Origin of the sequence: Aliidiomarina celeris (assembly GCF_003316875.1) — a bacterium.
GTDB lineage: Bacteria > Pseudomonadota > Gammaproteobacteria > Enterobacterales > Alteromonadaceae > Aliidiomarina > Aliidiomarina celeris.
In genome coordinates, this window is sequence record NZ_QMIL01000001.1 from 693,991 (window position 1) to 715,720 (window position 21,730).

Annotated in this window: 20 protein-coding genes and 3 tRNA genes; 4 read left to right on the plus strand and 19 right to left on the minus strand. The window is 49.8% G+C overall.

The features are described from left to right. Positions 1-12: 12 nt before the first annotated feature. Both rpsP and ffh read right to left on the minus strand, forming a co-directional pair. Positions 13-261, minus strand: coding sequence for a 30S ribosomal protein S16 (gene rpsP, locus DQW12_RS03225; RefSeq protein ID WP_113906406.1), 249 nt, complete (start codon positions 259-261; stop codon positions 13-15). Positions 262-374: 113 nt separating this feature from the next. Next, positions 375-1,742, minus strand: a complete 1,368-nt coding sequence (gene ffh / locus DQW12_RS03230; RefSeq protein ID WP_113906407.1) for a signal recognition particle protein — start codon at positions 1,740-1,742, stop codon at positions 375-377. A 135-nt stretch (positions 1,743-1,877) separates the two neighbouring features. Here ffh and DQW12_RS03235 point away from each other — a divergent pair, with 135 nt between their 5' ends. Together DQW12_RS03235 and DQW12_RS03240 are read left to right on the plus strand one after the other, a co-directional pair. After that, a complete protein-coding gene (locus tag DQW12_RS03235; RefSeq protein WP_157957838.1) occupies positions 1,878-2,672 on the plus strand; it encodes a cytochrome C assembly family protein in 795 nt (264 codons plus the stop codon). A gap of 93 nt (positions 2,673-2,765) precedes the next feature. Next, the gene (locus DQW12_RS03240; RefSeq protein WP_113906409.1) at positions 2,766-4,073 is read left to right on the plus strand and encodes an HlyC/CorC family transporter; all 1,308 of its coding nucleotides are present in this window, start codon (positions 2,766-2,768) and stop codon (positions 4,071-4,073) included. On the opposite strand, the gene DQW12_RS03245 is transcribed toward DQW12_RS03240, so the two are convergent. Continuing rightward, positions 4,050-4,673, minus strand: a complete 624-nt coding sequence (locus tag DQW12_RS03245; RefSeq protein ID WP_113906410.1) for a transglycosylase SLT domain-containing protein — start codon at positions 4,671-4,673, stop codon at positions 4,050-4,052. The two genes, DQW12_RS03240 and DQW12_RS03245, sit on opposite strands and share 24 nt — an antisense overlap. 96 nt (positions 4,674-4,769) lie before the next feature. Next, positions 4,770-6,371 (minus strand): glutamate--cysteine ligase, encoded by a 1,602-nt coding sequence (gene gshA / locus DQW12_RS03250; RefSeq protein ID WP_113906411.1) that lies wholly within the window; start codon positions 6,369-6,371, stop codon positions 4,770-4,772. A 78-nt stretch (positions 6,372-6,449) separates the two neighbouring features. Here gshA and DQW12_RS03255 point away from each other — a divergent pair, with 78 nt between their 5' ends. After that, a complete protein-coding gene (locus DQW12_RS03255; protein ID WP_232819866.1) occupies positions 6,450-9,077 on the plus strand; it encodes a response regulator in 2,628 nt (875 codons plus the stop codon). Between the two features lie 45 nt (positions 9,078-9,122). After that, complete coding sequence (locus tag DQW12_RS13540; protein ID WP_198683884.1) at positions 9,123-9,293, plus strand: hypothetical protein; 171 nt, start codon at positions 9,123-9,125, stop codon at positions 9,291-9,293. On the opposite strand, the gene DQW12_RS03260 is transcribed toward DQW12_RS13540, so the two are convergent. The 15 genes from DQW12_RS03260 to DQW12_RS03330 all read right to left on the minus strand — a co-directional run bounded on the left by DQW12_RS03260 (position 9,290) and on the right by DQW12_RS03330 (position 21,652). Beyond that, positions 9,290-10,420: a sodium ion-translocating decarboxylase subunit beta gene (locus DQW12_RS03260; protein ID WP_113906412.1), complete on the minus strand. Its 1,131-nt coding sequence runs from the start codon at positions 10,418-10,420 to the stop codon at positions 9,290-9,292. The two genes, DQW12_RS13540 and DQW12_RS03260, sit on opposite strands and share 4 nt — an antisense overlap. Before the next feature lie 4 nt (positions 10,421-10,424). Beyond that, positions 10,425-12,233 carry a sodium-extruding oxaloacetate decarboxylase subunit alpha gene (oadA, locus tag DQW12_RS03265; protein WP_113906413.1) on the minus strand — a complete coding sequence of 603 codons (1,809 nt, stop codon included), beginning with the start codon at positions 12,231-12,233 and terminating at the stop codon, positions 10,425-10,427. After that, positions 12,233-12,523, minus strand: a complete 291-nt coding sequence (locus tag DQW12_RS03270; RefSeq protein WP_113906414.1) for an OadG family transporter subunit — start codon at positions 12,521-12,523, stop codon at positions 12,233-12,235. The genes oadA and DQW12_RS03270 overlap by 1 nt, the downstream gene beginning before the upstream one ends. A 159-nt stretch (positions 12,524-12,682) precedes the next feature. Next, positions 12,683-12,759, minus strand: a tRNA-Arg gene (locus tag DQW12_RS03275). Positions 12,760-12,790: 31 nt separating this feature from the next. After that, positions 12,791-12,867 (minus strand) — tRNA-Arg (locus DQW12_RS03280). Between the two features lie 22 nt (positions 12,868-12,889). Further along, positions 12,890-12,982, minus strand: a tRNA-Ser gene (locus DQW12_RS03285). A 159-nt stretch (positions 12,983-13,141) separates the two neighbouring features. Next, positions 13,142-13,333 (minus strand): carbon storage regulator CsrA, encoded by a 192-nt coding sequence (gene csrA, locus DQW12_RS03290; RefSeq protein WP_113906415.1) that lies wholly within the window; start codon positions 13,331-13,333, stop codon positions 13,142-13,144. Between the two features lie 205 nt (positions 13,334-13,538). After that, the gene (alaS, locus tag DQW12_RS03295) at positions 13,539-16,148 is read right to left on the minus strand and encodes an alanine--tRNA ligase (protein WP_113906416.1); all 2,610 of its coding nucleotides are present in this window, start codon (positions 16,146-16,148) and stop codon (positions 13,539-13,541) included. Positions 16,149-16,232: 84 nt separating this feature from the next. Beyond that, positions 16,233-16,736 carry a regulatory protein RecX gene (locus DQW12_RS03300; protein WP_113906417.1) on the minus strand — a complete coding sequence of 168 codons (504 nt, stop codon included), beginning with the start codon at positions 16,734-16,736 and terminating at the stop codon, positions 16,233-16,235. A 6-nt stretch (positions 16,737-16,742) separates the two neighbouring features. Next, the gene (locus DQW12_RS03305) at positions 16,743-17,831 is read right to left on the minus strand and encodes an agmatine deiminase family protein (protein ID WP_113906418.1); all 1,089 of its coding nucleotides are present in this window, start codon (positions 17,829-17,831) and stop codon (positions 16,743-16,745) included. Beyond that, the gene (gene rluB, locus DQW12_RS03310) at positions 17,828-18,661 is read right to left on the minus strand and encodes a 23S rRNA pseudouridine(2605) synthase RluB (protein ID WP_113906419.1); all 834 of its coding nucleotides are present in this window, start codon (positions 18,659-18,661) and stop codon (positions 17,828-17,830) included. Before rluB ends, DQW12_RS03305 begins: the two co-directional genes overlap by 4 nt. Continuing rightward, the gene (scpB, locus tag DQW12_RS03315; RefSeq protein ID WP_113906420.1) at positions 18,648-19,226 is read right to left on the minus strand and encodes an SMC-Scp complex subunit ScpB; all 579 of its coding nucleotides are present in this window, start codon (positions 19,224-19,226) and stop codon (positions 18,648-18,650) included. The genes rluB and scpB overlap by 14 nt, the downstream gene beginning before the upstream one ends. Next, entirely contained in the window at positions 19,223-20,089 is an 867-nt protein-coding gene (locus DQW12_RS03320) for a segregation and condensation protein A (RefSeq protein WP_113906421.1), read from the minus strand. The genes scpB and DQW12_RS03320 overlap by 4 nt, the downstream gene beginning before the upstream one ends. Before the next feature lie 5 nt (positions 20,090-20,094). After that, positions 20,095-20,718 (minus strand): L-threonylcarbamoyladenylate synthase, encoded by a 624-nt coding sequence (locus tag DQW12_RS03325; RefSeq protein WP_113906422.1) that lies wholly within the window; start codon positions 20,716-20,718, stop codon positions 20,095-20,097. A 46-nt stretch (positions 20,719-20,764) separates the two neighbouring features. Further along, complete coding sequence (locus DQW12_RS03330) at positions 20,765-21,652, minus strand: PHP domain-containing protein (protein WP_113906423.1); 888 nt, start codon at positions 21,650-21,652, stop codon at positions 20,765-20,767. Between the last annotated feature and the right edge of the window lie 78 nt (positions 21,653-21,730).

The window sequence follows — 21,730 nt, forward strand, 5'->3', positions numbered from 1 at the left end:
TGTTCAATGAACTCAGGCAGCTTTACGCGCGTCTTTAACCAGTTTCGCAACGCGATCAGAGAGCTGTGCGCCCTGTCCGACCCAATGCTCAACTCGGTCTAAATCAACACGTAGAGTTTCTTCCTGGCCACGTGCCAGTGGGTTAAAGAAGCCGACTTTCTCGATAAAACGCCCGTCACGAGCGTTACGACTGTCGGCAACAACCACTTGGTAGAATGGACGCTTTTTCGCGCCACCCCGTTGTAAACGAATGGTTACCATTACCGTCCTCAATCTATTTCAATGTTTCAAAGTTAAAGTAAAGCTTCCCAACCTAGATCGGGAAGCCGCGTAAGTTTACGGATTTTGAGCCGAATTGCAAGGTAAAAAGGCGGCTATCGCCCTCCGGGGAACATTCCAGGGGGCATCTTGCCCCCCATTTGTCTGAGCATTTTCGCCATACCGCCGCCTTTCATCTTCTTCATCATTTTTTGCATCTGGGTGAATTGCTTCAGCAACTTGTTTACATCTTGTACTTGAACCCCAGAGCCAGCGGCAATTCTGCGCTTGCGCGACCCTTTGATAATGTCTGGGTGCTCACGCTCTTGCGGCGTCATAGAGCTAATAATCGCTTCCATACGCACCGTTAACTTGTCGTCCATTTGCCCTTGCACTTTACCGGCCATTTGCCCCATACCCGGAATTTTATCCATGAGCCCCATCATACCGCCCATATTGCGCATTTGTTCTAGCTGTTCACGAAAGTCTTCCAAGCTGAACTTACCGCTTTTCATTACCTTTTTAGCGACTTTCTCGGCTTTCTCGCGGTCAACCTTCGCTTCCACCTCTTCAATAAGCGAAAGCACGTCGCCCATACCCAGAATACGGCCAGCAATACGGTCGGGGTAAAAAGGCTCAAGCGCCGTGTTTTTTTCACCCACGCCCAAAAACTTAATCGGCTTACCGGTAATATGGCGAATGGATAGTGCAGCACCGCCGCGCGCATCGCCATCTATTTTGGTTAGAATAATACCGGTGAGCGGCAAGGCTTCATTAAAGGCTTTTGCGGTATTTGCTGCGTCTTGTCCGGTCATGGCGTCAACCACGAACAAGGTTTCTATGGGGTTAATCTCAGCATGCAGGCGCTGAATTTCCGCCATCATTTCTTCGTCTACCGCTAAGCGACCAGCGGTGTCCACGAGTACCACGTCGAGAAACTTCTTGCGCGCATGGGCAATGGCGGCTTGCGCAATGGCAACGGGATCTTGCTCTACGGTGGACGGGAAAAATTCAACCTCAACTTCTTCGGCTAACCGTTCAAGCTGAGCAATTGCTGCGGGCCGATAAATATCGGCACTCACCACCAACACTTTTTTCTTTTGCTTTTCCTTCAAGTAACGCGCGAGCTTACCGACAGAAGTCGTTTTACCCGCCCCTTGCAAACCCGCCATTAACATGACTGCCGGCGGCTGAGTAGCAAGGTCGAGCGGTACATGAGCGTCGCCCATGGCCAGTTCGAGTTCGTTGCGAACAATTTTTACGAATACTTGGCCGGGGTTTAAATTCTTATTCACCTCAACGCCGAGTGCGCGTTCTTTTACTTTCGCAATAAAGGCTTTCACTACGGGTAAAGCAACATCGGCCTCTAACAACGCCATGCGAACTTCGCGTAACGTGTCTTTAATGTTGTCTTCTGTTAAACGCCCGCGGCCACTGATATTGCGTAAACTTTGCGAAAGGCGTTCACTTAAATTCTCAAACATGACTTCTTCCTGTCGGGAAACTTTGCGCTATTATACGTAAACCTGTTGGGTTTGGCGATGCAAGCCCGTATACTGATTTCAAGCGAGCAACTGTTAATTCTATTGCACTTCCTTACCGAAAGAGAGCTTACATCCATGCTAGTACAGTCACTTACAGCCCTCTGTATTCTACTGTATATTGCGGCCATTCTGTTTTTGAATCGCCGCCTGAGTGCCCCCAACACCTACACCAAACGGGTTTGGCTGTCGAACATTGCAGCTATTGTGGGCCATGGAGTGCTTATCGCCCTCTATTTATCGCAACACGGCTTTGAGCAACTTAATTTCTTGTCGGCGCTCACCATTATTGCTTGGTTGCTCGGGCTGTTTTCCGTAAGCCGAGGCAGCCAACTAGCCAGCCTTATGCTGCGCCCTGCCATTTTTGGCTTTGCTACGGTAAGTATTGCACTGCTGCAGGTTCTGCCCAGCTCGCAGCCCGTGAGTGGTAACATGACCGTAGAACTTGCCATTCACATTGTGTTGTCGTTATTGGCGTTCAGTTTGCTCACACTCGCCGCTTTATATGCGGGCCAAATTTTGTATCTCAACCGCGTGTTAAAACAAAGAACAGCACGTGTACTCGACGAACATCTGCCACCATTAATGGCGGTGGAACAATATTTCTTCCGTTTGTTAAGTGCCGGAACCTTACTACTCACACTCGCGCTTATTGCCGGTATGCTGTTTGTCGACGGCATGTTTGCGAAAGAACAACTGCATAAAACTATTCTATCTTTTACCGCTTGGTTCTGTTTTGGGCTCATTACCCTTCTTCATTACACCCGTGGTTTGCGAGGCCGCCCTATGGTATTGCTGACACTTGTCGCTTCGGTGCTGCTCACCCTCGGTTATTTTGGTAGCCGCATTGTGCGCGATATCCTGCTGAGTTAAGTAAAAAACCAATCACTCAGTTCTTATGGACACTTGAACATCTGAATAACACACCCTACATTAAAAGCCTTGCGGCATAAATAGGACACACTTTTGGACGAATTACCTCTGAGTACGCTGTTTATCGCCCTAGGCGTACTCCTACTGATCTCGGCTTATTTTTCCGGGTCAGAAACGGGCATGATGTCGGTCAATCGTTATAAATTACGTCACGACGCGCAAAGTGGGCATAAAGCAGCGAAACGCGTTAGCTATTTACTTGACCGGCCCGATCGGCTTATCGGCCTTATTCTTATTGGAAACAACTTGGTTAATATTGCCGCGTCGGCAATTGCAACCATTATTGGCATGCGCCTTTATGGCGACTACGGGATCGCACTTGCAACCGTAGCACTCACCCTCGTCGTGCTTATTTTTGCTGAGGTTACCCCGAAAACCATTGCCGCCATGCATCCTGAACGCATCGCTTACCCCAGCTCTTTAATTCTAAAGCCGCTCCTGAAGTTGCTTTATCCTGTTGTTGCCGCGGTAAACTTTATTACCAACAACCTCATGCGTTTACTGGGAATTCGGCCCGACGGGGCCAACCGCGACTCATTATCAGCGGAAGAACTACGCACTGTGGTGCATGAAGCGGGCTCCATGATTCCGTCTCGCCACCAAGAAATGTTGCTCAGTATTCTCGACCTTGAAAAAGTAACGGTCGACGACATTATGATTCCGCGCAATGAAATTACGGCGATTGATATTAACGCTGACTGGCAACAAATTATTCGAGCGCTGATGAACATGCAAAATACGTTAATTTTGCTCTACCGCGGCGAAATAGACGACGCCATCGGTTTTCTACATGCCCGCGATATTCTTCGGCTCATTCCCAAAATTGAAGATGAGCCCGACAAGCCTTCGTTGGTAAGGGCCGTGCGCGACATTTATTATATTCCGGAAGGAACACCACTTAGCGTTCAGCTGATTAAGTTTCAACACAACAAAGAGCGCATTGGCTTGGTGGTAGACGAATACGGGGACATTCAAGGCCTTGTAACACTTGAAGACATTCTCGAAGAAATTGTCGGTGAATTTACCACCACTATTACGGGGCAAGGCACCGACAATATGACACGCGAAGACGACGGCAGCGTTATTGTTGAAGGTACCGCGAACTTGCGGGAGCTCAACAAAGAACTGAAAATGAACTTCCCCACCGACGGGCCGAAAACCTTAAACGGGCTGTTAACCGAATTTATTGGCGATATTCCCGAGAACCCGCTGTGTGCCAAAATTTCAGGTCACGCTATCGAAATTATTGAAGTGTCCGACAGCGTGATCAAAACAGTGCGGTTATTACCTAAACCGCGCAAAAAGTCGTTATTAAGCTCAACCAAAAAGAAGGCGTCTTAACCAACCTCGGTTAAGGCGTTTTTCACAGCCTCTCAATTGTTCGGCATAACGTGTGGACCGTGCGTCTACTCGGCGCGACGTTTGCACAAGCCATTGTTTTTGGTTGTAAGTGCCACGCCGATAGCCACCCCACCCTTCGTGGTAATTCAAATACTGGCCGTAAGCGTCCCACTTTGAAACACCATTCACGCTATGGGTTTTGTCCATAAACCAGCCCATAAAGTCAATTGCGTCTTCAAAATTGTCGCGGCGCGCGCGCCGATTGCCGGTTTCGCGAACATAATCGTCCCAGGTCATGGTTTTCGCTTGCGCATACCCATAGGCGTCGCTGACTCGGCCCCACGGAATAAAGCCGAGTAAATACCGGCGCGGAGGCTGTGCGCGCGCCCGAAATGAACTTTCCTGATACATCATGGCCATAGGCACATGAATAGGAGAGCCCCACTTTTTATTCATTTTTTTCGCGTCTTTCCACCAATCTCTACGCTCTTCAAAAATATTACAAATATTCTCTGGATCCTGCGGTGGCGCTGTTGTACAGCCACTTAAAAGTGTGAGTAGACACAACGCGGTTAAACTAATCTTTAATTTTTTTTCCATACTCAGTGAACCTTTTCATGTTCCCTTACTCTGATGTTATGAAAGGTTGATGTTGAACCTTCATCCCCTGGAATCAAATGTTGTATTATTGCGCGCTTATTCAGCGCGCATTTTTTTTATCTGTGCTTGGGTAAAATAGTCGGCAATAAATTGCTCAAAGCTACCTTTAGAGCCTTCCTCAATATCCTTTTTCTTCGCTAACGATTCTTTTCGCATGCGCTCAAAGTCATCTTCGCTGTAATATTCGAAGGCCGAGTTCAAAAGCTGATCACGGTATTGATCCGCCCACACCATACCGGGGTTATTAGCAGCGCAGCTCGCGTTATTAAAGTGCTTCAACAGCTGCCCCGACAAAGTTTGCTCAGGATCGTTGATCGCCGGTTTAAGTTCAGCTAATGCGTGCTGATACACGTTTGAGTCTTCACCCGTGTCAAGCACTTGCGCAATGGGCAGCAACGCCTCAAACAATGCCGCTAAACGCTCAACAAGCGAGCGTACGCCCGAACTGTCCGTAAGGCACAAGCCCGGCTCTCGCCCACGTAATACCACTGTACTGAGCTGTTTTTCTGTGGCCACTTGGCCCTCAAAATCTAATTCAGGGCTCTCAGACAACAAACAATAAAGTAAGAACAGGTCAATAAAACGCATCTGCGTTTCCGTTATGCCCACTTCACTGAACGGATTAACATCGAGCGAACGCACCTCAATATATTCAACCCCACCGCGCTCAAGGGCTTGTGTGGGCGTTTCACCCGAGTTGGCAATTTGCTTTGGCCGAATCGGCGCATAGAATTCATTTTCTATCTGTAAAATATTCGCGCTCAACTGTCGCCAATTATCGTTTTCATGCACCCCTAACGACGCAAACTTCTTCGAAGGGGTAAATACCGCGCGTCGTAATCCGGCCACATAATCGTCGAGCGAATTGTACGTAATACCGAGTTCTGCCTGCTCACGGTTGGTATATCCCAAGTCACTCATGCGCAGCGACGTTGCATAAGGCAAACCTACTAACCCATTGCCCATGGGCTGTAAATTCAAATCCACGTCGGAATGGCGAATAAAGGAACTGCAGAGAATTGGCGACGCTCCGAAAAAGTAAGGAATAACCCAAGCGAAGCGCTTAAAGTTTCGAATCAGTGCAAAATATTGAGCAGAACGAAAGTCGACAGTATTGCGCTCTCCATAATACGCCGCCAAGGCTGGCCATAACGCGTCGTTAACCGAAAAATTATAGTGCACCCCAGCGATGGTTTGCATTACGGCACCATAGCGCAGCGTAAGCCCTTGCCGATATACCCGTTTCATGCGGCCGATGTGTGAATTCCCGTACTGAGCTAAGCGAATGTCGCTCACCTCATTCACGTAGCAAGGCATACTCAGAGGCCAAAGTCGCTCGGACCCGATAGCACCATAGGTGACGCGGTGCACGTCCCGCAGCTGCGCTAAGGTTTCTTGTACCGAGCGCGACACAGGTGTGATAAATTCAAGCAAGGCTTCGGCGTAATCGGTCGTAATAAGCGGATGCGTTAGGGTGGCACCTAGCGTTTGTTCGGGGTGCATGGCAACAGACAGTCGCCCTTCCTTCGTAATACGCAGCGCCTCTCTCTCGATTCCGCGCTGCACACGGGGTAAAGCGGAGCGTATTTCTGCGTGCCCCAAAATGGCTTGAATCTGTTGGCTCTGACCTAGCTGCATGGCGTCTCTTAAAATCTCTGATATGATGCCGCGTAGTTTGCCACAGTCTTGACAAAAATACAGTGAAAGGAGTGCTCGTTGAACCAATCTAATCGGCCAAAAATTTGGGCCATTTTGCAACACAGTTACTGGCTCTTTAATGCGCTGGGCTTAATCGCCGTTTTTGTTTTACCAAGAACCCCGGCTGTTGCGCTGCTTGTGCTGATGTTACTTACGGCCCTTCTTTATGGTTGGCGCACTTGGTTTGGTTGGCGCGAAAGCACACTGCATACGGGTACTGCGTCACCCGCATTTTTTGCGCCCGGCAGCACTCAGTTATTGCAGCAAGTGTTTAACGACCTGCCCAACCGGGTGTATTGGCGCGATCGAGAATTACGTTTTATGGGTGCAAATCAAGCCTTTCTGCGTGACTTCGGGCTTGATGATCCCGAACAGCTGATTGGCAAAACCGACACAGATTTACCAGAACTCAACAAGAACAAAACGCTTTTTGCTCGCGACCAGCTCACCTTTGAACAAGAATCGGCGAGTGGCCACCAAGAGGTGTCACTGCAAATGCGCGACGCACAAGACACCCCACGTTGGGTCGAACATTCCTCGGTGCCGCTTTATGACGAGTTTGGCGACGTCATAGGCGTGCTCGGCAGTTACTACGACATTAGTGGCGTTAAAGCCGCAACCGAGCAAATGGCGCGTGCTAAAGAAGCTGCAGAACAAGCAAAAGAAGAAGCCGAACAAGCCAACCAAGCAAAAAGTAACTTTTTGGCCAACATGAGCCATGAAATTCGAACGCCGATTAACGCGATTGTCGGCATGGCCAGCTTAACACTTAAAACCGACCTCAGTGACAAACAAAAGCGCTACATTAAAGTGATCGACAGCTCCTCGAAAGCACTACTGGGTGTTATTAACGACATTCTCGACTTCTCAAAAATTGAAGCCAACAAGCTCACAATAGAACGCATTCCTTTTGATCTCGACGAAGTACTCGCCACCCTCGCCGACATGTTTGCCTACCGCGCATACGACAAAGACTTAGAATTTATTATCAACTTGCCGGCCAATATTCCAACCATGTTAGTCGGTGACCCAATGCGCCTCAGCCAAGTGCTTATTAATTTGGTGAGCAACGCAATTAAATTTACCGAAGAAGGTGAAATCAACGTCACCTGCACCTTACTGGAACAAACAGAAGAGAAAATATACTTACGTATTTCGGTTACCGACACCGGCATTGGCATGAGTGAAGAGCAGCGTGCGAATTTGTTCCAAGCCTTTACGCAAGCAGACGCTTCAACTACCCGCAAATTTGGCGGCACAGGTTTAGGCTTAACCATTTCTAAACGGCTTATTAACCTAATGCAAGGTGACATGGGCATGACCAGCTCGTTAGGCCAAGGCTCAACATTCTATATCGAGCTGGCTTTACCCATTCAGCAGGCACAAGACATATCGCATCACCAGTTTTTACTGGAAAAGCTCAAAGGAACGCGCATTTTAGCGGTTGACGACAACCTCAGTACACGCGAAATGCTTTACGAAACGCTACGTAGTTACGGTATGGACGCCAAAGTAAGCCGCAGCGGTGAGCAAGCGCTCACCATTATTGAAGAGGCAGTGGCGCAGCAAAAACCTTATCAGGTAATGTTAATCGACTGGCGTTTACCGGGCATGGACGGCTTAACGCTAGTGGAGCGAATCAACCAAGAAATTCCAGAGCCCATGCGCCCACAAATGATACTTGCTACTGGCTATTACGCCGAGGAATTAGCGGAACGTGCCACGCAAGTTGGAGCCCGCGACTTTATTACCAAGCCGTATACTACCAGTACCTTAGCTCGGGTTATTTCAAGCGCAGTGTTTCGCACGCAAAACGCGTCCTCTGAACAGGGAACTCAAAAAACCGACTGCATTGACGAGCTTCGCAACGCCCCTGTTTTGGTGGTCGAAGACAACGAAATTAACCAACATGTGGCACGAGAAATGCTTGAGAGCCACGGCTTTCAAATCGACATTGCGGCACATGGCGAAGAAGCGGTACGGATGGTACAAAAAAAGCCGTATGCCATTGTACTGATGGACATTCAAATGCCGATTATGGACGGCTACCAGGCTGCTGAGCGTATTCGCCAGCAATATAGCTACCAACAGCTTCCTATTTTAGCGATGACCGCTAACGCCATGAGTGGCGACGTAGAACGCTCCCTCGCAGCGGGCATGCAAGGGCATATTCCAAAACCTATCGATGAAGACTTCCTCATTGCTCAGATAAACAAATGGGCTATTCATGGACCCTATGAGCGCACAGAAAATAGTGCCCCTGCGCCTAAACCGAAAAAGAAATCGCAGCGCTACCCGCAGGTACGCGGCGTCGACTTCGACGACGCTTTGGCACGGCTTAATAACAACATTGAACTTTATGTGCGCTTAGTGAATCAATTAGTGCAGCAATATCGCCAAAGCGCCATGAAGGTGGCAGACTTTATTGCGAAAGGAAAATACGACGAAGCAAAACGTTACTTTCATACCCTCAAGGGGGCCTCTGCGAATCTCGGCTTAACCGCACTGCGAAAGAAAGCCGAAGCACTGGAAAAAGCAGTTATTGAGGGCGATACCGGCGCCATGGCCGACCAAATTATGGGTCTTGAAGGCTTATTAGACATTGCAGAGCAAGCTGCACAAGACATCTCTTTGGTGCAACCCTAGTGAACAAACAGCCTGCATGATACGGAATTGAACTGGAGAACTTGAATGATACGACTACTTTTTCTAATCCCCGTGCTGCTTTGCCTTGCTTGGGCGCTCTACTTAACCAGTAGAGGTTTTAGCCTCAAGCAAGGAAAGCAAGGTTTTGCTTATATTCTTGGCTTTAGTGGGGTTATCGCTGCTTTTTATACGCTCATGTGGTTTGTCACCAATTAGCCGACCAGCGCCAACAACACACCAGCTGCGACCGCAGAACCCAGTACGCCAGCCACATTCGGTCCCATGGCGTGCATTAATAAGAAGTTCTGTGGATCGGCGGCCAAGCCTTCTTTGTTCACCACGCGCGCGGCCATGGGTACCGCAGACACCCCCGCCGCACCAATAAGCGGGTTAATAGGCACTTTGCTCACCGCATTCATCAGCTTTGCCATTAACACTCCCGCCGCCGTACCTAACACAAACGCCGCAGCCCCAAGCATTAAAATACCCAAAGTTTGCGTGGTTAAGAACGATCCGGCCGACAACTGCGCACCAACCGCTAAACCGAGGAAAATAGTAACGAGGTTAATTAACTCGTTTTGCGCAGTTTTGGTAAGGCGATCAACCACACCACTCTCGCGCATTAAATTACCCAAGCAGAACATGCCGACTAAAGGAGCGGCGGTAGGCAGCAGCAAGGCAGTGAGCAACAAAACTAAAATAGGAAACAGAATGCGCGCCCGCTTCGACACAGGTTTGAGCTGCACCATTTTAATTTGGCGCTCCTTTTTCGAGGTTAATGCGCGCATTACCGGCGGTTGAATAATAGGCACCAAAGCCATGTACGAATACGCGGCAACGGCAATCGGTCCCAATAATTCCGGCGCTAATTGCGACGAGAGATAAATGGCGGTCGGCCCGTCTGCTCCCCCTATAATGGCGATAGCTGCAGCCTGCGCTAGGGTAAAATCTAAACCTGGAACCCAATTTAACGCAATGGCACCAATTAAAGTGGCAAAAATACCGAATTGTGCCGCAGCTCCCAACAGCAGCATGCGCGGGTTCGCTAATAAGGCGCTGAAGTCTGTGAGCGCACCCACCCCCAAAAATATCAGTAACGGAAACACTCCAGACTTAATACCGACGGTATAAAATGCATCCAGTATGCCGCCCGGCTCATTCATACCAGCCAGCGGAATATTACTCAGAATGGCACCAAAGCCAATGGGCAACAGTAACAAGGGCTCAAACTTGCGAACAACCGCGAGATAAATAAGCACCATACCCACTGCAATCATGAGCAGTTCACCCGGGGTAAGCGCCACAATACCTGTGGTGTTCCAAAGCGTTGTAAGCATTTCCACGGCGTTACGCTCCTTTTAGCTCAATCAGCACGTCACCGGTGTTTACACTTGCACCTTCTGCAATTTTTACTTCGGTTACGGTTCCCGAACAATGGCTGCGTACCTCTGTTTCCATTTTCATAGCTTCCAGAATCATCACCACGTCGTCTTCGGCCACGGAGTCGCCGGCTTTCACCATCACCTTCCAAACATTACCTGAAAGGGGCGCTTTAACTTGTGCCGAAGCTCCATGTGCAGCTTCTTTAGGTTCTGTTTGTGATGATGCTTTGCTGGCGTTACTTGAACTTGCCGCTGAAACACTATTGAGTGAACCGTCTGGGCCCACCTCTACCCTAAATACTTGGCCGTCCACCCGTACGTCGTAGCATTCCACACCGGCTTCGCTTGGCTGCGCGGCGCTCTGCTCTTTATCGCCTGTTGTTTCTGTTTGAGGCTCAGGCTCAAAGGCGTCTGGGTTACCGCGATTTTGTAAAAACCGCAGCCCAATTTGAGGAAACAAGGCGTAGGTTAATACATCGTCCTCCACGGCCTCAGCTAAAGTAATTTGCTCTTCTTTCGCTTTACGCTGAAGGCTTTCACTCAAACTATCAAATTCATCGTCGAGTAAGTCCGCCGGCCGGCAGGTAATAGCCTCTTCACCATTCAGCACTTTCGCTTGCAGCTCCGCATTTACCGGCGCTGCCGTCGCACCATACTCGCCTTTCAACACACCCGCGGTTTCGCGTGAAATCGACTTATATCGTTCACCCGTTAACACATTGAGTACCGCTTGCGTTCCCACAATTTGCGAGGTTGGCGTTACTAAAGGGATAAATCCAAGATCTTCACGCACACGCGGAATTTCTTGCAACACTTCGTCAAATTTTTCACTGGCACCCTGCTCACGTAATTGGTTTTCCATATTGGTAAGCATGCCGCCCGGTACCTGTGCGAGCAAAATGCGGGCATCGACACCCTTTAAAGACCCCTCAAACTGCGCATATTTTTTGCGCACCTCGCGAAAATGGGTGGCAATGGGCTCAAGTCCTTCTAAATCTATACCTGTGTCGCGATCCGTACCCTCAACCATCGCCACTAAGGTTTCTGTTGCAGAGTGTCCATAGGTCATGCTCATCGGTGATATCGCCGTGTCGAGCATATCAATACCAGCGTCTATGGCTTTCATGTAGGTTGCCGTACTCAATCCGGTGGTGGCATGACACTGCATTGCAATGGGTACCGACACACGTTTTTTCAGTGCAGAAATAAGCTCAAAGGCGTCGTAGGGGCGTAATAAACCTGCCATGTCCTTAATACAAATGGAATGGCACCCTAAATCTTCCATTTCAGCCGCCATATCGAGCCACTTTTCTAAGGTATGAACTGGGCTCACCGTATACGACAAAGTGCCCTGTGCATGGCCATCATTTGCAATCGTTGCGGCAATCGCAGTTTTCAAGTTACGCACGTCGTTCATCGCGTCAAAAATGCGAAATACATCAACACCGTTTATTCGTGCACGCTCAACAAAGCGCTTTACCACGTCGTCTGCATAATGGCGATAACCGAGCAAATTCTGCCCGCGCAATAGCATTTGCTGTTTGGTGTTCGGCATGGCTTGCTTTATTTTCCGCAAACGTTCCCACGGGTCCTCACCCAAATAGCGAATACAACTGTCGAAGGTAGCACCGCCCCAGCTTTCTAATGACCAAAACCCTGCTTTATCGAGTGCTTCTGCCACGGGTAACATATCGTCGATCCGAAAACGGGTGGCGAGTATCGACTGGTGTGCATCTCTTAATACAAGCTCGGTAAGCTTTAATGGCTGGCTCATTAGGAATCTCCCTGATTATTATCATTTGTTTTGTGGGCGTTTGCCGCCACGTTTTTTGCACTGCGCTTTGCAGACGCACGAAAACGCTGAACCGCAACACCAATTGCGGCCACTTGGGCGGGTGTTGCTGAAGTTGAACGAGGCGACGCTGCCTCCACCTCCGAAGCCTCACGCTCCGGACAAAGAAAAACGAGAAGGTAGGTAACAAGAGTAAGTAAAACAAGAAAAACAAAAACCACCCCTAAGCCCACAAGCATAAGCTCAGCAGCGTTTGTTAGTAAGTCCTGCATAATGGCGCTCCGACGTCCTTTTACACGAATAGTTTAAGACTAAACCCTAGTGTAATGAACGTACAGAAATATGCGAGCAAATGCCCGATTTGATTGAAAATACTTGGTATAAATAAGGGTAATAGCAAACAAGAGGGAAAAGCAATAAAGCGAACAAAATGGCGCGCTCGGGAGGATTCGAACCTCCGACCGCCTGGTTCGTAGCCAGGTACTCTATCCAGCTGAGCTACGAGCGCGCTGTTTTGTTCTTTTTGCAAATTTGGAAAATGGCGCGCTCGGGAGGATTCGAACCTCCGACCGCCTGGTTCGTAGCCAGGTACTCTATCCAGCTGAGCTACGAGCGCGTTGCAATTCCAAATGTGTAACTGGCGGTGAGGGAGGGATTCGAACCCTCGATAGGGCTACAAACCCTATACTCCCTTAGCAGGGGAGCGCCTTCAGCCTCTCGGCCACCTCACCGCAACTTGTGGGCGTGAATTCTAGAGATTTTCACGCGTATGTCAACGGTTTTTATGAATCCCAGAATCAACTGCGGGATTATTGTTCAAATTGGTGATTTTGCCAGCGAATAATTGAAAAAACCGGCACAACGCCGGTTTTAACAGCATGGTTCAGCGTTTAGTCGTTTGACTCAGAAGAGTCGCCCTTTTCCTGCTGAATACGCATATAGATCTCTTCCCGATGTACCGAGACATCCTTCGGCGCATTGACACCAATACGCACCTGGTTTCCCTTTACACCCAGAACTGTCACGGTAACGTTGTCACCGATCATGAGTGTTTCACCAACCCGGCGGGTTAAGATTAACATTGATGTACTCCTTCAATACCGATTTACGACAAAACCCGCATACACGCATTTTGCCTTTCGCATAGTATCAATCTGAACACAAATGACACTATTACAGAGCTCATAACTTTCGTTCAAATGCAGGGGCTAAACTATAACATTACTCATCCAACAAATAGCATAGCACAGCAAAAAAAAAACGAAAGCCCGTTTGGGTGCATCCTTATCAGCTATTCAGTATGTCCGTTAACCACTGTTTTGCAGCCGCCAGTGCATTGTCCAACTGTTCAGGTTGAGTGCCTCCAGCTTGTGCCATATCTGGTCTACCGCCGCCTTTACCGCCAACAACTGCGGCAGCTACGTTTACCAGTTCGCCGGCTTTCAAACGGCTTGTTAAGCCTTTTGTTACACCGGCAATTAAACTTACTTTACCTTCGTCACGCATTGCGAGAAGCACTACCGCTTCTTGCAAACGCGTTTTTATGTCGTCTACGAGGTCACGCAATCCTTTCGGATCGCCGCTTGTCATTTCCGCCACAATAATCTTAACGCCACCCACAATTTCTGGATTAGCAGCTAATTCGGCCCCTACATTGGCCGACAACTTGCGCAATAACTCTTGGTTTTCACGCTCTAACTGTTTCTGCTTTTCCAGTATAGACTCAATACGGTCTACTACACCGGTTTGATCACTCTTCACTAACTGAGCAATTCCACGTAGTTGCTCGTGTTGGCTCTGTGTGAACGCTAATGCATTCGCTCCTGTAACCGCTTCAATGCGGCGCACGCCAGAAGCAATGCCAGCCTCACTGGTGATTCGGAACAAGCCAATGTCACCGGTACGCGCAACGTGGGTTCCACCGCACAGCTCCATGGAGTAGGTTCCCATGCGAACAACCCGCACATCGTCGTCGTATTTCTCACCAAAAAGTGCCATCGCACCGGCCGCTTTCGCTTTCTCAATCGGCATTACTGCGGTTTCTAATTCCCAGTTCTTGAGAATCTCGCAGTTCACTTCCCGCTCAATTTCAGTTAACTCTTGCACCGAAACGGCTTGAGCATGAGAGAAATCGAAGCGCAAACGCTGTTCATCTACCAACGAGCCTTTCTGCATCACATGCTCGCCTAAATGGTTGCGTAATGCTGCATGAATCAGATGTGTGGCTGAATGATTACGGCGAATCGCATTTCTACGCTCCGAATCAACCACAGCTTCAACTCGATCAGCTAAGCTAAGCTTCTGATTCGCCTTGCCAATATGCCCAATACCCTTGCCTAGATAGCGAGTGTCAGACACCGCAAATGCAACGACACCTGCTTTGCTGAAAAAGCCGGTGTCACCCACTTGGCCGCCACTTTCTGCATAAAACGGAGTACGTTGCAGTACTAAAGTAGCCTCCTCACCCGCCGCTACTTCGTGCACAGACTCACCATTCACATAGATTTCGACAATTTCCGACTCATCGATGTCGTGGGTGTAACCTTTGAATTCCGTTACCGTTGCAGCGGTAACTTGGGCATTATAGTCCACCCCAAATTGTGAAGCCTGTTGCGCACGCTGGCGTTGCTCGGCCATTGCCGCATCAAAGCCAGTTTGATCAATACCAACACCCCGCTCGCGCGTTATGTCTGCTGTTAAATCGTAAGGAAAACCATAGGTGTCATAAAGCTTAAACGCCACATCGCCCGCTAAGGTATCGCCTTCTTTTAGGTCCTGCATTGCCTCGTCGAGCAGTGCTAAACCGCGTTGAACGGTGCGTGCAAATTGCTCTTCTTCCTGCTGCAATGCTTTTACAATTCGCGTTTCTGCGGCTTTCAGCTCTGGGAAAGCGTTACCCATAAGGCGCACAAGCTCTGCAACTAACTTATAAAAGAATGCGTCGGTCGCCCCTAATTTATGCCCGTGGCGAACAGCGCGGCGAATAATACGGCGCAATACATAACCGCGCCCTTCGTTTGAAGGCGTAACACCGTCGGTAATTAAAAACGCACAACTGCGAATGTGGTCGGCAATAACACGCAGCGACTGAGCAGTGAGGTCATTGGTTCCCACTACTTTTGCGGCCTGTTCAATAAGCGCTACAAAGGTATCGGTTTCGTAATTTGAATGCACGTGTTGCATCACGGCGGCAATGCGCTCGAGCCCCATGCCGGTGTCTACCGACGGTTTAGGCAACGGCTCTAAGGTACCGTCTTTTTGCCGGTTATATTGCATGAAAACGAGGTTCCATATTTCAATATAACGGTCACCGTCTTCTTCAGGCGTACCAGGAGGTCCACCCCACACATCTTCACCATGATCATAGAAAATTTCCGAGCATGGGCCGCAAGGGCCGGTATCGCCCATTTGCCAAAAATTATCTTTCGCGCCAATTCGGCTTATGCGGTCAACCGGTACGCCAATTTCCTTTGCCCAGATGTCGAACGCTTCGTCGTCTTCTTCAAACACCGTTACCCACAGTTTTTCTTTTGGCAGCTGTAAGGTTTCGGTCAGAAATTGCCAAGCATACTGAATAGCCTCGCGTTTAAAGTAGTCGCCAAAGCTAAAATTACCGAGCATTTCAAAAAAAGTGTGATGGCGTGCTGTATAGCCAACATTTTCTAAATCATTGTGCTTGCCGCCTGCGCGAACACAGCGCTGAGAACTGGTTGCTCGCGTATAGCCGCGCTGCTCCGTACCTAAGAATACGTCTTTAAACGGCACCATACCGGCATTGGTAAAAAGCAAAGTTGCGTCGTTACCGGGAATTAATGAGCTACTGGGCACTATTTCGTGCCCACGGTCTGCGAAAAACTGCAAAAATGCAGAGCGAATTTCAGCGCTAGTCATACTCATGAAATGCTTTCCTGCTTCTAAATTCGAAAAATGAAATGGGATCAATAGGGTCATGAATGGTCAAAATATTACCACGGGCACAGCTCAAAAAATAGCGTCGTCCGGGTCGAAATCATCGCTTTCGAGCCACTCCATAGCTGCGCGAATATGCGCCATCGAAAACCCACGCGACGCTAAAAAACGTTGCCGGCGGGCTCGCTCCTTCGGGTCGGTGCCAGCCGGCACTTTAAACTTTCGGTACAGGGCTTCACGCGCGAGCGCAAACCAGTCTATATTTTGCGCTTCTAATTCCGCTTGTACCGCTTCGCCTTGCACGCCGCGCTCGCTCAACTGCGCGAGAATTTTACGCGGCCCTTGGCGTTGTTGCGACTTTTGCCGAATAAAGCTACTCGAGAAACGCGCATCGGACTGCCAGTTGCGCGCCTCGAGTTGCTCAAGAACCTGCGCGACAGCGTCTGGTTCGAAGCCCTTTTGCGTCAACTTGCGCTGCAGCTCCATCCGACTATGTTCGCGGCGGCTAAGGAGATAAACCGCGCGCTCTTCTATTGCTTTTGGGTCGGCCGGCTGTTCAGGAAGCTTTCGCACCATAACCCTTTACTCACTCGACGCAGTTGAACTAAGTTCTGGCTCAACCCAACTAGCACAATGCAGTCCGCCGCCACCTGCCAGCAATGCGCGCGCGGGCGATTGGCGCACGTCCACGTGCGGCAACGCCTGTTGCATAATGGCTAACGCCTGTTGGTCTTCGGCAATTCCAAATGTGGGCAGCACAACAAGATTACCGGCGCGAATAAAGTTCAAATAGCTCGCCATGAGAGGCATTCCCGCTATGCGCCGACGTACACCTGCTCGCGCTGCAATCGAAGTTGCCTCCGAATTCGACAGCCGCAATGGCGTTGGCAATGGCAACGCTACACACTGATAAGCCCGCTCTTTCGCGTCGCGCGCCTCGGTTAAATAACGCTCCACCCGTTTACAGGTGGCATAATCAGCATGCCCAGGTTTGGCCATGGCATAGGCTATTACACCCGGCGCTAAAAAGCTGGCCACGTTATCCGCATGGCCACCGGTTTCGTCGGCGCTAAATTTGCCCGGTAACCAATGGATGCGCTCAATCCCTAAGCGTTCACGTAATTCAGTCTCAAAGGCTTTTACCGACCACTCGCTATTGGCAGCACGAAACAAGGTACCGCCGGCACATGCCAAGCCTGTGCCTTCGCCATCGGTGTACAGTGCCCCACCTTCTAACACAATATCGTGCGCAGAAACCTTGGCCTGTAAATACTGCGACAGCCAATCACGCGCATCGACGTCTTTTTGCCATTGATCATCGACGCCGCTCCAGCCGTCGAAACCAAAGTGTTGGTGCAGCCCATTGGCGCAAACGAAAGGCGCACAGTCGCGCAACCAAATATCGGCATATTCAACCTCGTGGAGCTGAACCCGCTGCGCGGCGCTCCCACCAAGAGTTGCCTCGAGCTTTTCCGTTGCCGCCGACAGAGCCGCTTTAGGAACCATCAAATGCAATTCCAACGCTGTGTCGTTTAAGGTCGACAACAATGCCAGAATGTCGCCTTGCGCGGCGTCACCGGCCATCGGCCAAATGTCACTTCGGTAAGGCCAACGCAGCCAAATACCCTTAGCCGCATGCCATTCCGGCAGCCATTGTTGCTGTTCCGTCATGACCGCTTACGCCCTTTATTTGCCCGCCGAGCGCGTTTCAATTGGCGCTCTTTATCGTCTTTACTCAATACCGGTGCCGATTCCAACTTCGGCAGCTGCACCAGCTCGCGAAAGTAATTAGTGTCGGTCATATCAAGGTCAACCCAACCGCCTTGCACTAAGCCTTTTGGTAAGGTTTGTTTGCCGTAACGAATTCGAATAAGTCGGCTCACCGTTAAGCCTTGCGAATCCCAAAGTCGACGCACTTCGCGGTTACGCCCTTCGGTGAGGGTAACATGGAACCATTGGTTCATACCCTCGCCGCCTTGGCGCTTAATTTTCTTGAACTGAGCAAAGCCGTCTTCGAGCTTCACCCCCTTACGCAGCTTCTGAATATGAGCGTCGGTTACTTCACCAAAAACCCTAACTGCGTATTCACGCTCTACTTCGTATTTCGGGTGCATTAAGCGGTTCGCTAGCTCGCCGTCGGTGGTAAACATAAGTAACCCAGACGTATTAATGTCGAGCCGACCAATCGCTATCCAGCGCGCTCCTTTCAAGTACGGCAAACGGTCGTATACAGTAGGGCGCCCTTCCGGATCTTTACGGGTCACCACTTCGCCCTCGGGTTTGTGATACACAATAACTCGGCATGGAATACTTTCTTCCGACTGCACTTTTACGCGGTGTCCGTCCACCCGAATATCCGCCTCTGCGGTTACACGCTCGCCTAAATGCGCCACATGATCATTCACGCGAATACGCCCCGCGCTGATCATCGCTTCAATTTCACGGCGCGAGCCCACTCCAGAACGCGCTAAGATTTTTTGTAACTTTTCACTCGTGTCCACTTTCACTTACCTCTTTATTGTCACGCTCCCGCGTGTCGGATTCAGGCGGCTCTGCAAGCGCAGGAATATCAACCACCGACTGAATAGAAAAATAGTCTAAAAATGCTTTGGTAGTTGCATATAGAGCCGGCCTACCCGGCACTTCTTTATGCCCAACCACTTTCACCCAGCCTCGTTCTTGCAGGGTTTTCATAATTTGCGTGCTTACCGACACCCCACGCACAGCTTCAATTTCGCCACGGGTAACAGGTTGCCGCCACGCGATCATGGCCAATGTTTCCAATAATGCCGGTGAATACCGCGGTGCGCGTTCCGACCACATATGGGCTAGTGCCGGCCCAAGTTCAGCACGTGTTTGAAAGCGAAAACCAGACGCCACCTCTACTAATTGCACGCCACGCTCTTTGTAGTCTTCTTGTAATTGGTCCAATACCTGCCGAAGGCGCGGTTTATTCATTGAAAAATTTGCAAGCACACCGGTAAGAAGTTGGTCTAAGGTTACCGGCGCTTCTGCAGTAAAAATAGCCGCTTCAACCAGTTGCTTGAGTTGCTTTTCGTTGATCATCTTAGTGTGGCCTCGCCTGGCTGCGAAACTTCCGACTTCGCACTAATATAAATACCGGAATACGCTTCGGCTTGCGTTAGTACCAGCAATCCTTCTTTGTTTAACTCCAAGATCGCTAAAAAACTGACCACGACTCCCGCTTTACCCTCGCTCAAGTCAAACAGCTCAACAAAATCCAAACGCGCACACTGCGACAGTTTTTCGAGTATTCGGCTCATGCGCTCGCGTGTGGACAACGCTTCTCGCTTAATTTGGTGATGCGCCTGCACATTGACCAGTTGCATTACGCGTGACAACGCCAAACTCAACTCGGCCAGTGATACGTCGGGCGGCGCTTGCTCTGCCCATGTTCTAGCGTCGGTCGCGGCACTCGCCACAAAATAATCACGATACTGCTGCGGTTGGTCGTCTAATTGGCGAGCACCCTCACGCACTACCTCATAGGCTTGCAGCCGACGAATTAACTCGGCGCGCGGGTCCAATTCTTCCTCGTCTTCACTCGGTGCTTTGGGTAACAACAAACGGCTTTTTATCTCCGCCAACATAGCGGCCATAACCAGATAGTCGGCGGCGAGCTCTAACTTGAGCTCACGCATGAGCTCCACATACTCCATGTACTGGCGCGTAATCTGCAAAATAGGCAGATCCAGAATATCCATTTTTTGCCGGCGAATTAAGTACAACAAAAGGTCCATAGGCCCGGAAAATGCTTCCAACATAATTTCCAATGCTTCTGGCGGAATGTACAAGTCTTCAGGCCGCTCCAGCACCGGTTCACCACGCACAAAGCCAAGCGGCAAACTTTGCTGTTCGCTCGGCCCTTGCTCAACAGCCTCGACTGTCGTTGGTTCTGGATTGTCCATGCGTGCTAAAAATCGAAAGGCGACGGGTCGCCTTGCCCTACGCGTAAAATATGCACTCCACCGTCGGCCATATCCACCACTGTGGTCGGTTTTTCTCCAATTGCACCACCGTCAATAATTACGTCAACAACAGATTCAAGCTGCTCACGAATGGCTTCTGGATCCGATTCAGCAAAGTCATGCCCCGGCAAAATGAGCGTGGTCGACATCAGCGGCTCACCCAGTGCTTCGAGTAGCGCTTGCGAAATTCGGTGGTCTGGCACACGTAAACCAATGGTTTTCCGCTTTGGATTCAACAACCGCTTGGGTACTTCTTTGGTGCCCTTCAGCACAAAGGTGTAAGGACCTGGCGTATTATTTTTCAATAACCGAAAGGCTTGGTTGTCGACCCGCGCGTATTCAGAAAGCTCCGACAAATCACGACACATGAGGGTGAAATTGTGGTTTTTGTCGATATTACGAATTCGGCAAATTTGCTGAACCGCCTGTTTATTTTCCAGTTGGCAGCCAATGGCGTAGCCCGAGTCGGTCGGAAACACCACCACTGCGCCGTCCTGAATAAGTTTGGCAGCTTGCGAAATTAATCGGCTCTGGGGATTCTGTGGGTGTATTTCAAAATAATGACTCATTGTTTTACCTTGCTTCTTTTGTGCTTATTCTATCATTTCGCTGGGTTTAAATTTGCACTGTCTCGTTCAAAATATCAGTGTGTTGCCAAACAGGCTTACAGTAATCCGGTAGCTGCAAATTTCGCCCTAATTCACGCCAGCGCCCAGGCCGATGAAAGTCTGAACCCACTGACGCCAACAAGTCATAGTTTCTGGCCAACTCTGCTAACTGCATGCGCTGTTGTTTGTCTTGCTGGCCACTCGCCACTTCTAGGGCTTCACCACCGCTACTTTTAAAAAACTCCACTAAACGCTTTAACCATTTGTTCGTCATTTGGTACGCCAGTGGGTGCGCTAAGCCAGCAACACCGCCGGCCGCATGAATACTTGCTATTGCTTCATCGATGTCACACCAAGGAGTTGCCACGTACGCACATTGGCCTTTGCCGAGATATTTGCGAAACGCTTGCTCAATGGTCGGTACATAACGCCCCTGCACCAGTGCTTCAGCAAAATGTGCGCGCGTGTACACTCGGCTTTCGTCTGTCATGTCAGGCAAATCGGCTCCGCTCATGCCATATTTCACGAGCTTGTCGGCTATAGCCTGTGCGCGCTCTCGGCGAATGCGCTGCTGGCTTTCCACTCTACTTTTTATCGCTTGGTGCTGCGGGTCAAATCCCCAGCCCAAAACATGAATTTCATAGCCATTCCAACGGCAACTGAATTCAACCCCCGCTATAATTTCCGGCGCGCCTTGGCCATAGGTATTCGCAGCATTTCGCGCCAGCGCTACTGCGGCTATGGCATCGTGATCAGTAATAGCGAGATACGCGAGCTGCATTTGCGCCGCCCGCATCACTAATACATCGGGTGCTAAGCTGCCGTCTGAAATATGGCTATGGCAATGCAAGTCGATGCGAAGTGGCGTAGATATGTTTTTTTCAGCAATTTTCATAACCCTTTATACTACGTGTTTTCCTGTTTAAAAACACGTTCTGTTGGTTAAAAACAAGCCCAAGTTCACTTTTCCTGT

Excerpts from the sequence above, each read along its gene's own strand:
- alaS (WP_113906416.1), bottom strand. The coding sequence starts at position 16,148 with ATGAGTATGACTAGCGCTGAAATTCGCTCTGCATTTTTGCAGTTTTTC.
- scpB (WP_113906420.1), bottom strand. The coding sequence starts at position 19,226 with ATGATCAACGAAAAGCAACTCAAGCAACTGGTTGAAGCGGCTATTTTT.
- DQW12_RS03305 (WP_113906418.1), bottom strand. The coding sequence starts at position 17,831 with ATGACGGAACAGCAACAATGGCTGCCGGAATGGCATGCGGCTAAGGGT.
- DQW12_RS03235 (WP_157957838.1), top strand. The coding sequence starts at position 1,878 with ATGCTAGTACAGTCACTTACAGCCCTCTGTATTCTACTGTATATTGCG.
- DQW12_RS03330 (WP_113906423.1), bottom strand. The coding sequence starts at position 21,652 with ATGAAAATTGCTGAAAAAAACATATCTACGCCACTTCGCATCGACTTG.
- DQW12_RS13540 (WP_198683884.1), top strand. The coding sequence starts at position 9,123 with ATGATACGACTACTTTTTCTAATCCCCGTGCTGCTTTGCCTTGCTTGG.
- rpsP (WP_113906406.1), bottom strand. The coding sequence starts at position 261 with ATGGTAACCATTCGTTTACAACGGGGTGGCGCGAAAAAGCGTCCATTC.
- DQW12_RS03270 (WP_113906414.1), bottom strand. The coding sequence starts at position 12,523 with ATGCAGGACTTACTAACAAACGCTGCTGAGCTTATGCTTGTGGGCTTA.
- oadA (WP_113906413.1), bottom strand. The coding sequence starts at position 12,233 with ATGAGCCAGCCATTAAAGCTTACCGAGCTTGTATTAAGAGATGCACAC.
- DQW12_RS03320 (WP_113906421.1), bottom strand. The coding sequence starts at position 20,089 with ATGGACAATCCAGAACCAACGACAGTCGAGGCTGTTGAGCAAGGGCCG.
- DQW12_RS03300 (WP_113906417.1), bottom strand. The coding sequence starts at position 16,736 with ATGGTGCGAAAGCTTCCTGAACAGCCGGCCGACCCAAAAGCAATAGAA.
- DQW12_RS03245 (WP_113906410.1), bottom strand. The coding sequence starts at position 4,673 with ATGGAAAAAAAATTAAAGATTAGTTTAACCGCGTTGTGTCTACTCACA.
- csrA (WP_113906415.1), bottom strand. The coding sequence starts at position 13,333 with ATGTTAATCTTAACCCGCCGGGTTGGTGAAACACTCATGATCGGTGAC.
- DQW12_RS03325 (WP_113906422.1), bottom strand. The coding sequence starts at position 20,718 with ATGAGTCATTATTTTGAAATACACCCACAGAATCCCCAGAGCCGATTA.
- ffh (WP_113906407.1), bottom strand. The coding sequence starts at position 1,742 with ATGTTTGAGAATTTAAGTGAACGCCTTTCGCAAAGTTTACGCAATATC.
- gshA (WP_113906411.1), bottom strand. The coding sequence starts at position 6,371 with ATGCAGCTAGGTCAGAGCCAACAGATTCAAGCCATTTTGGGGCACGCA.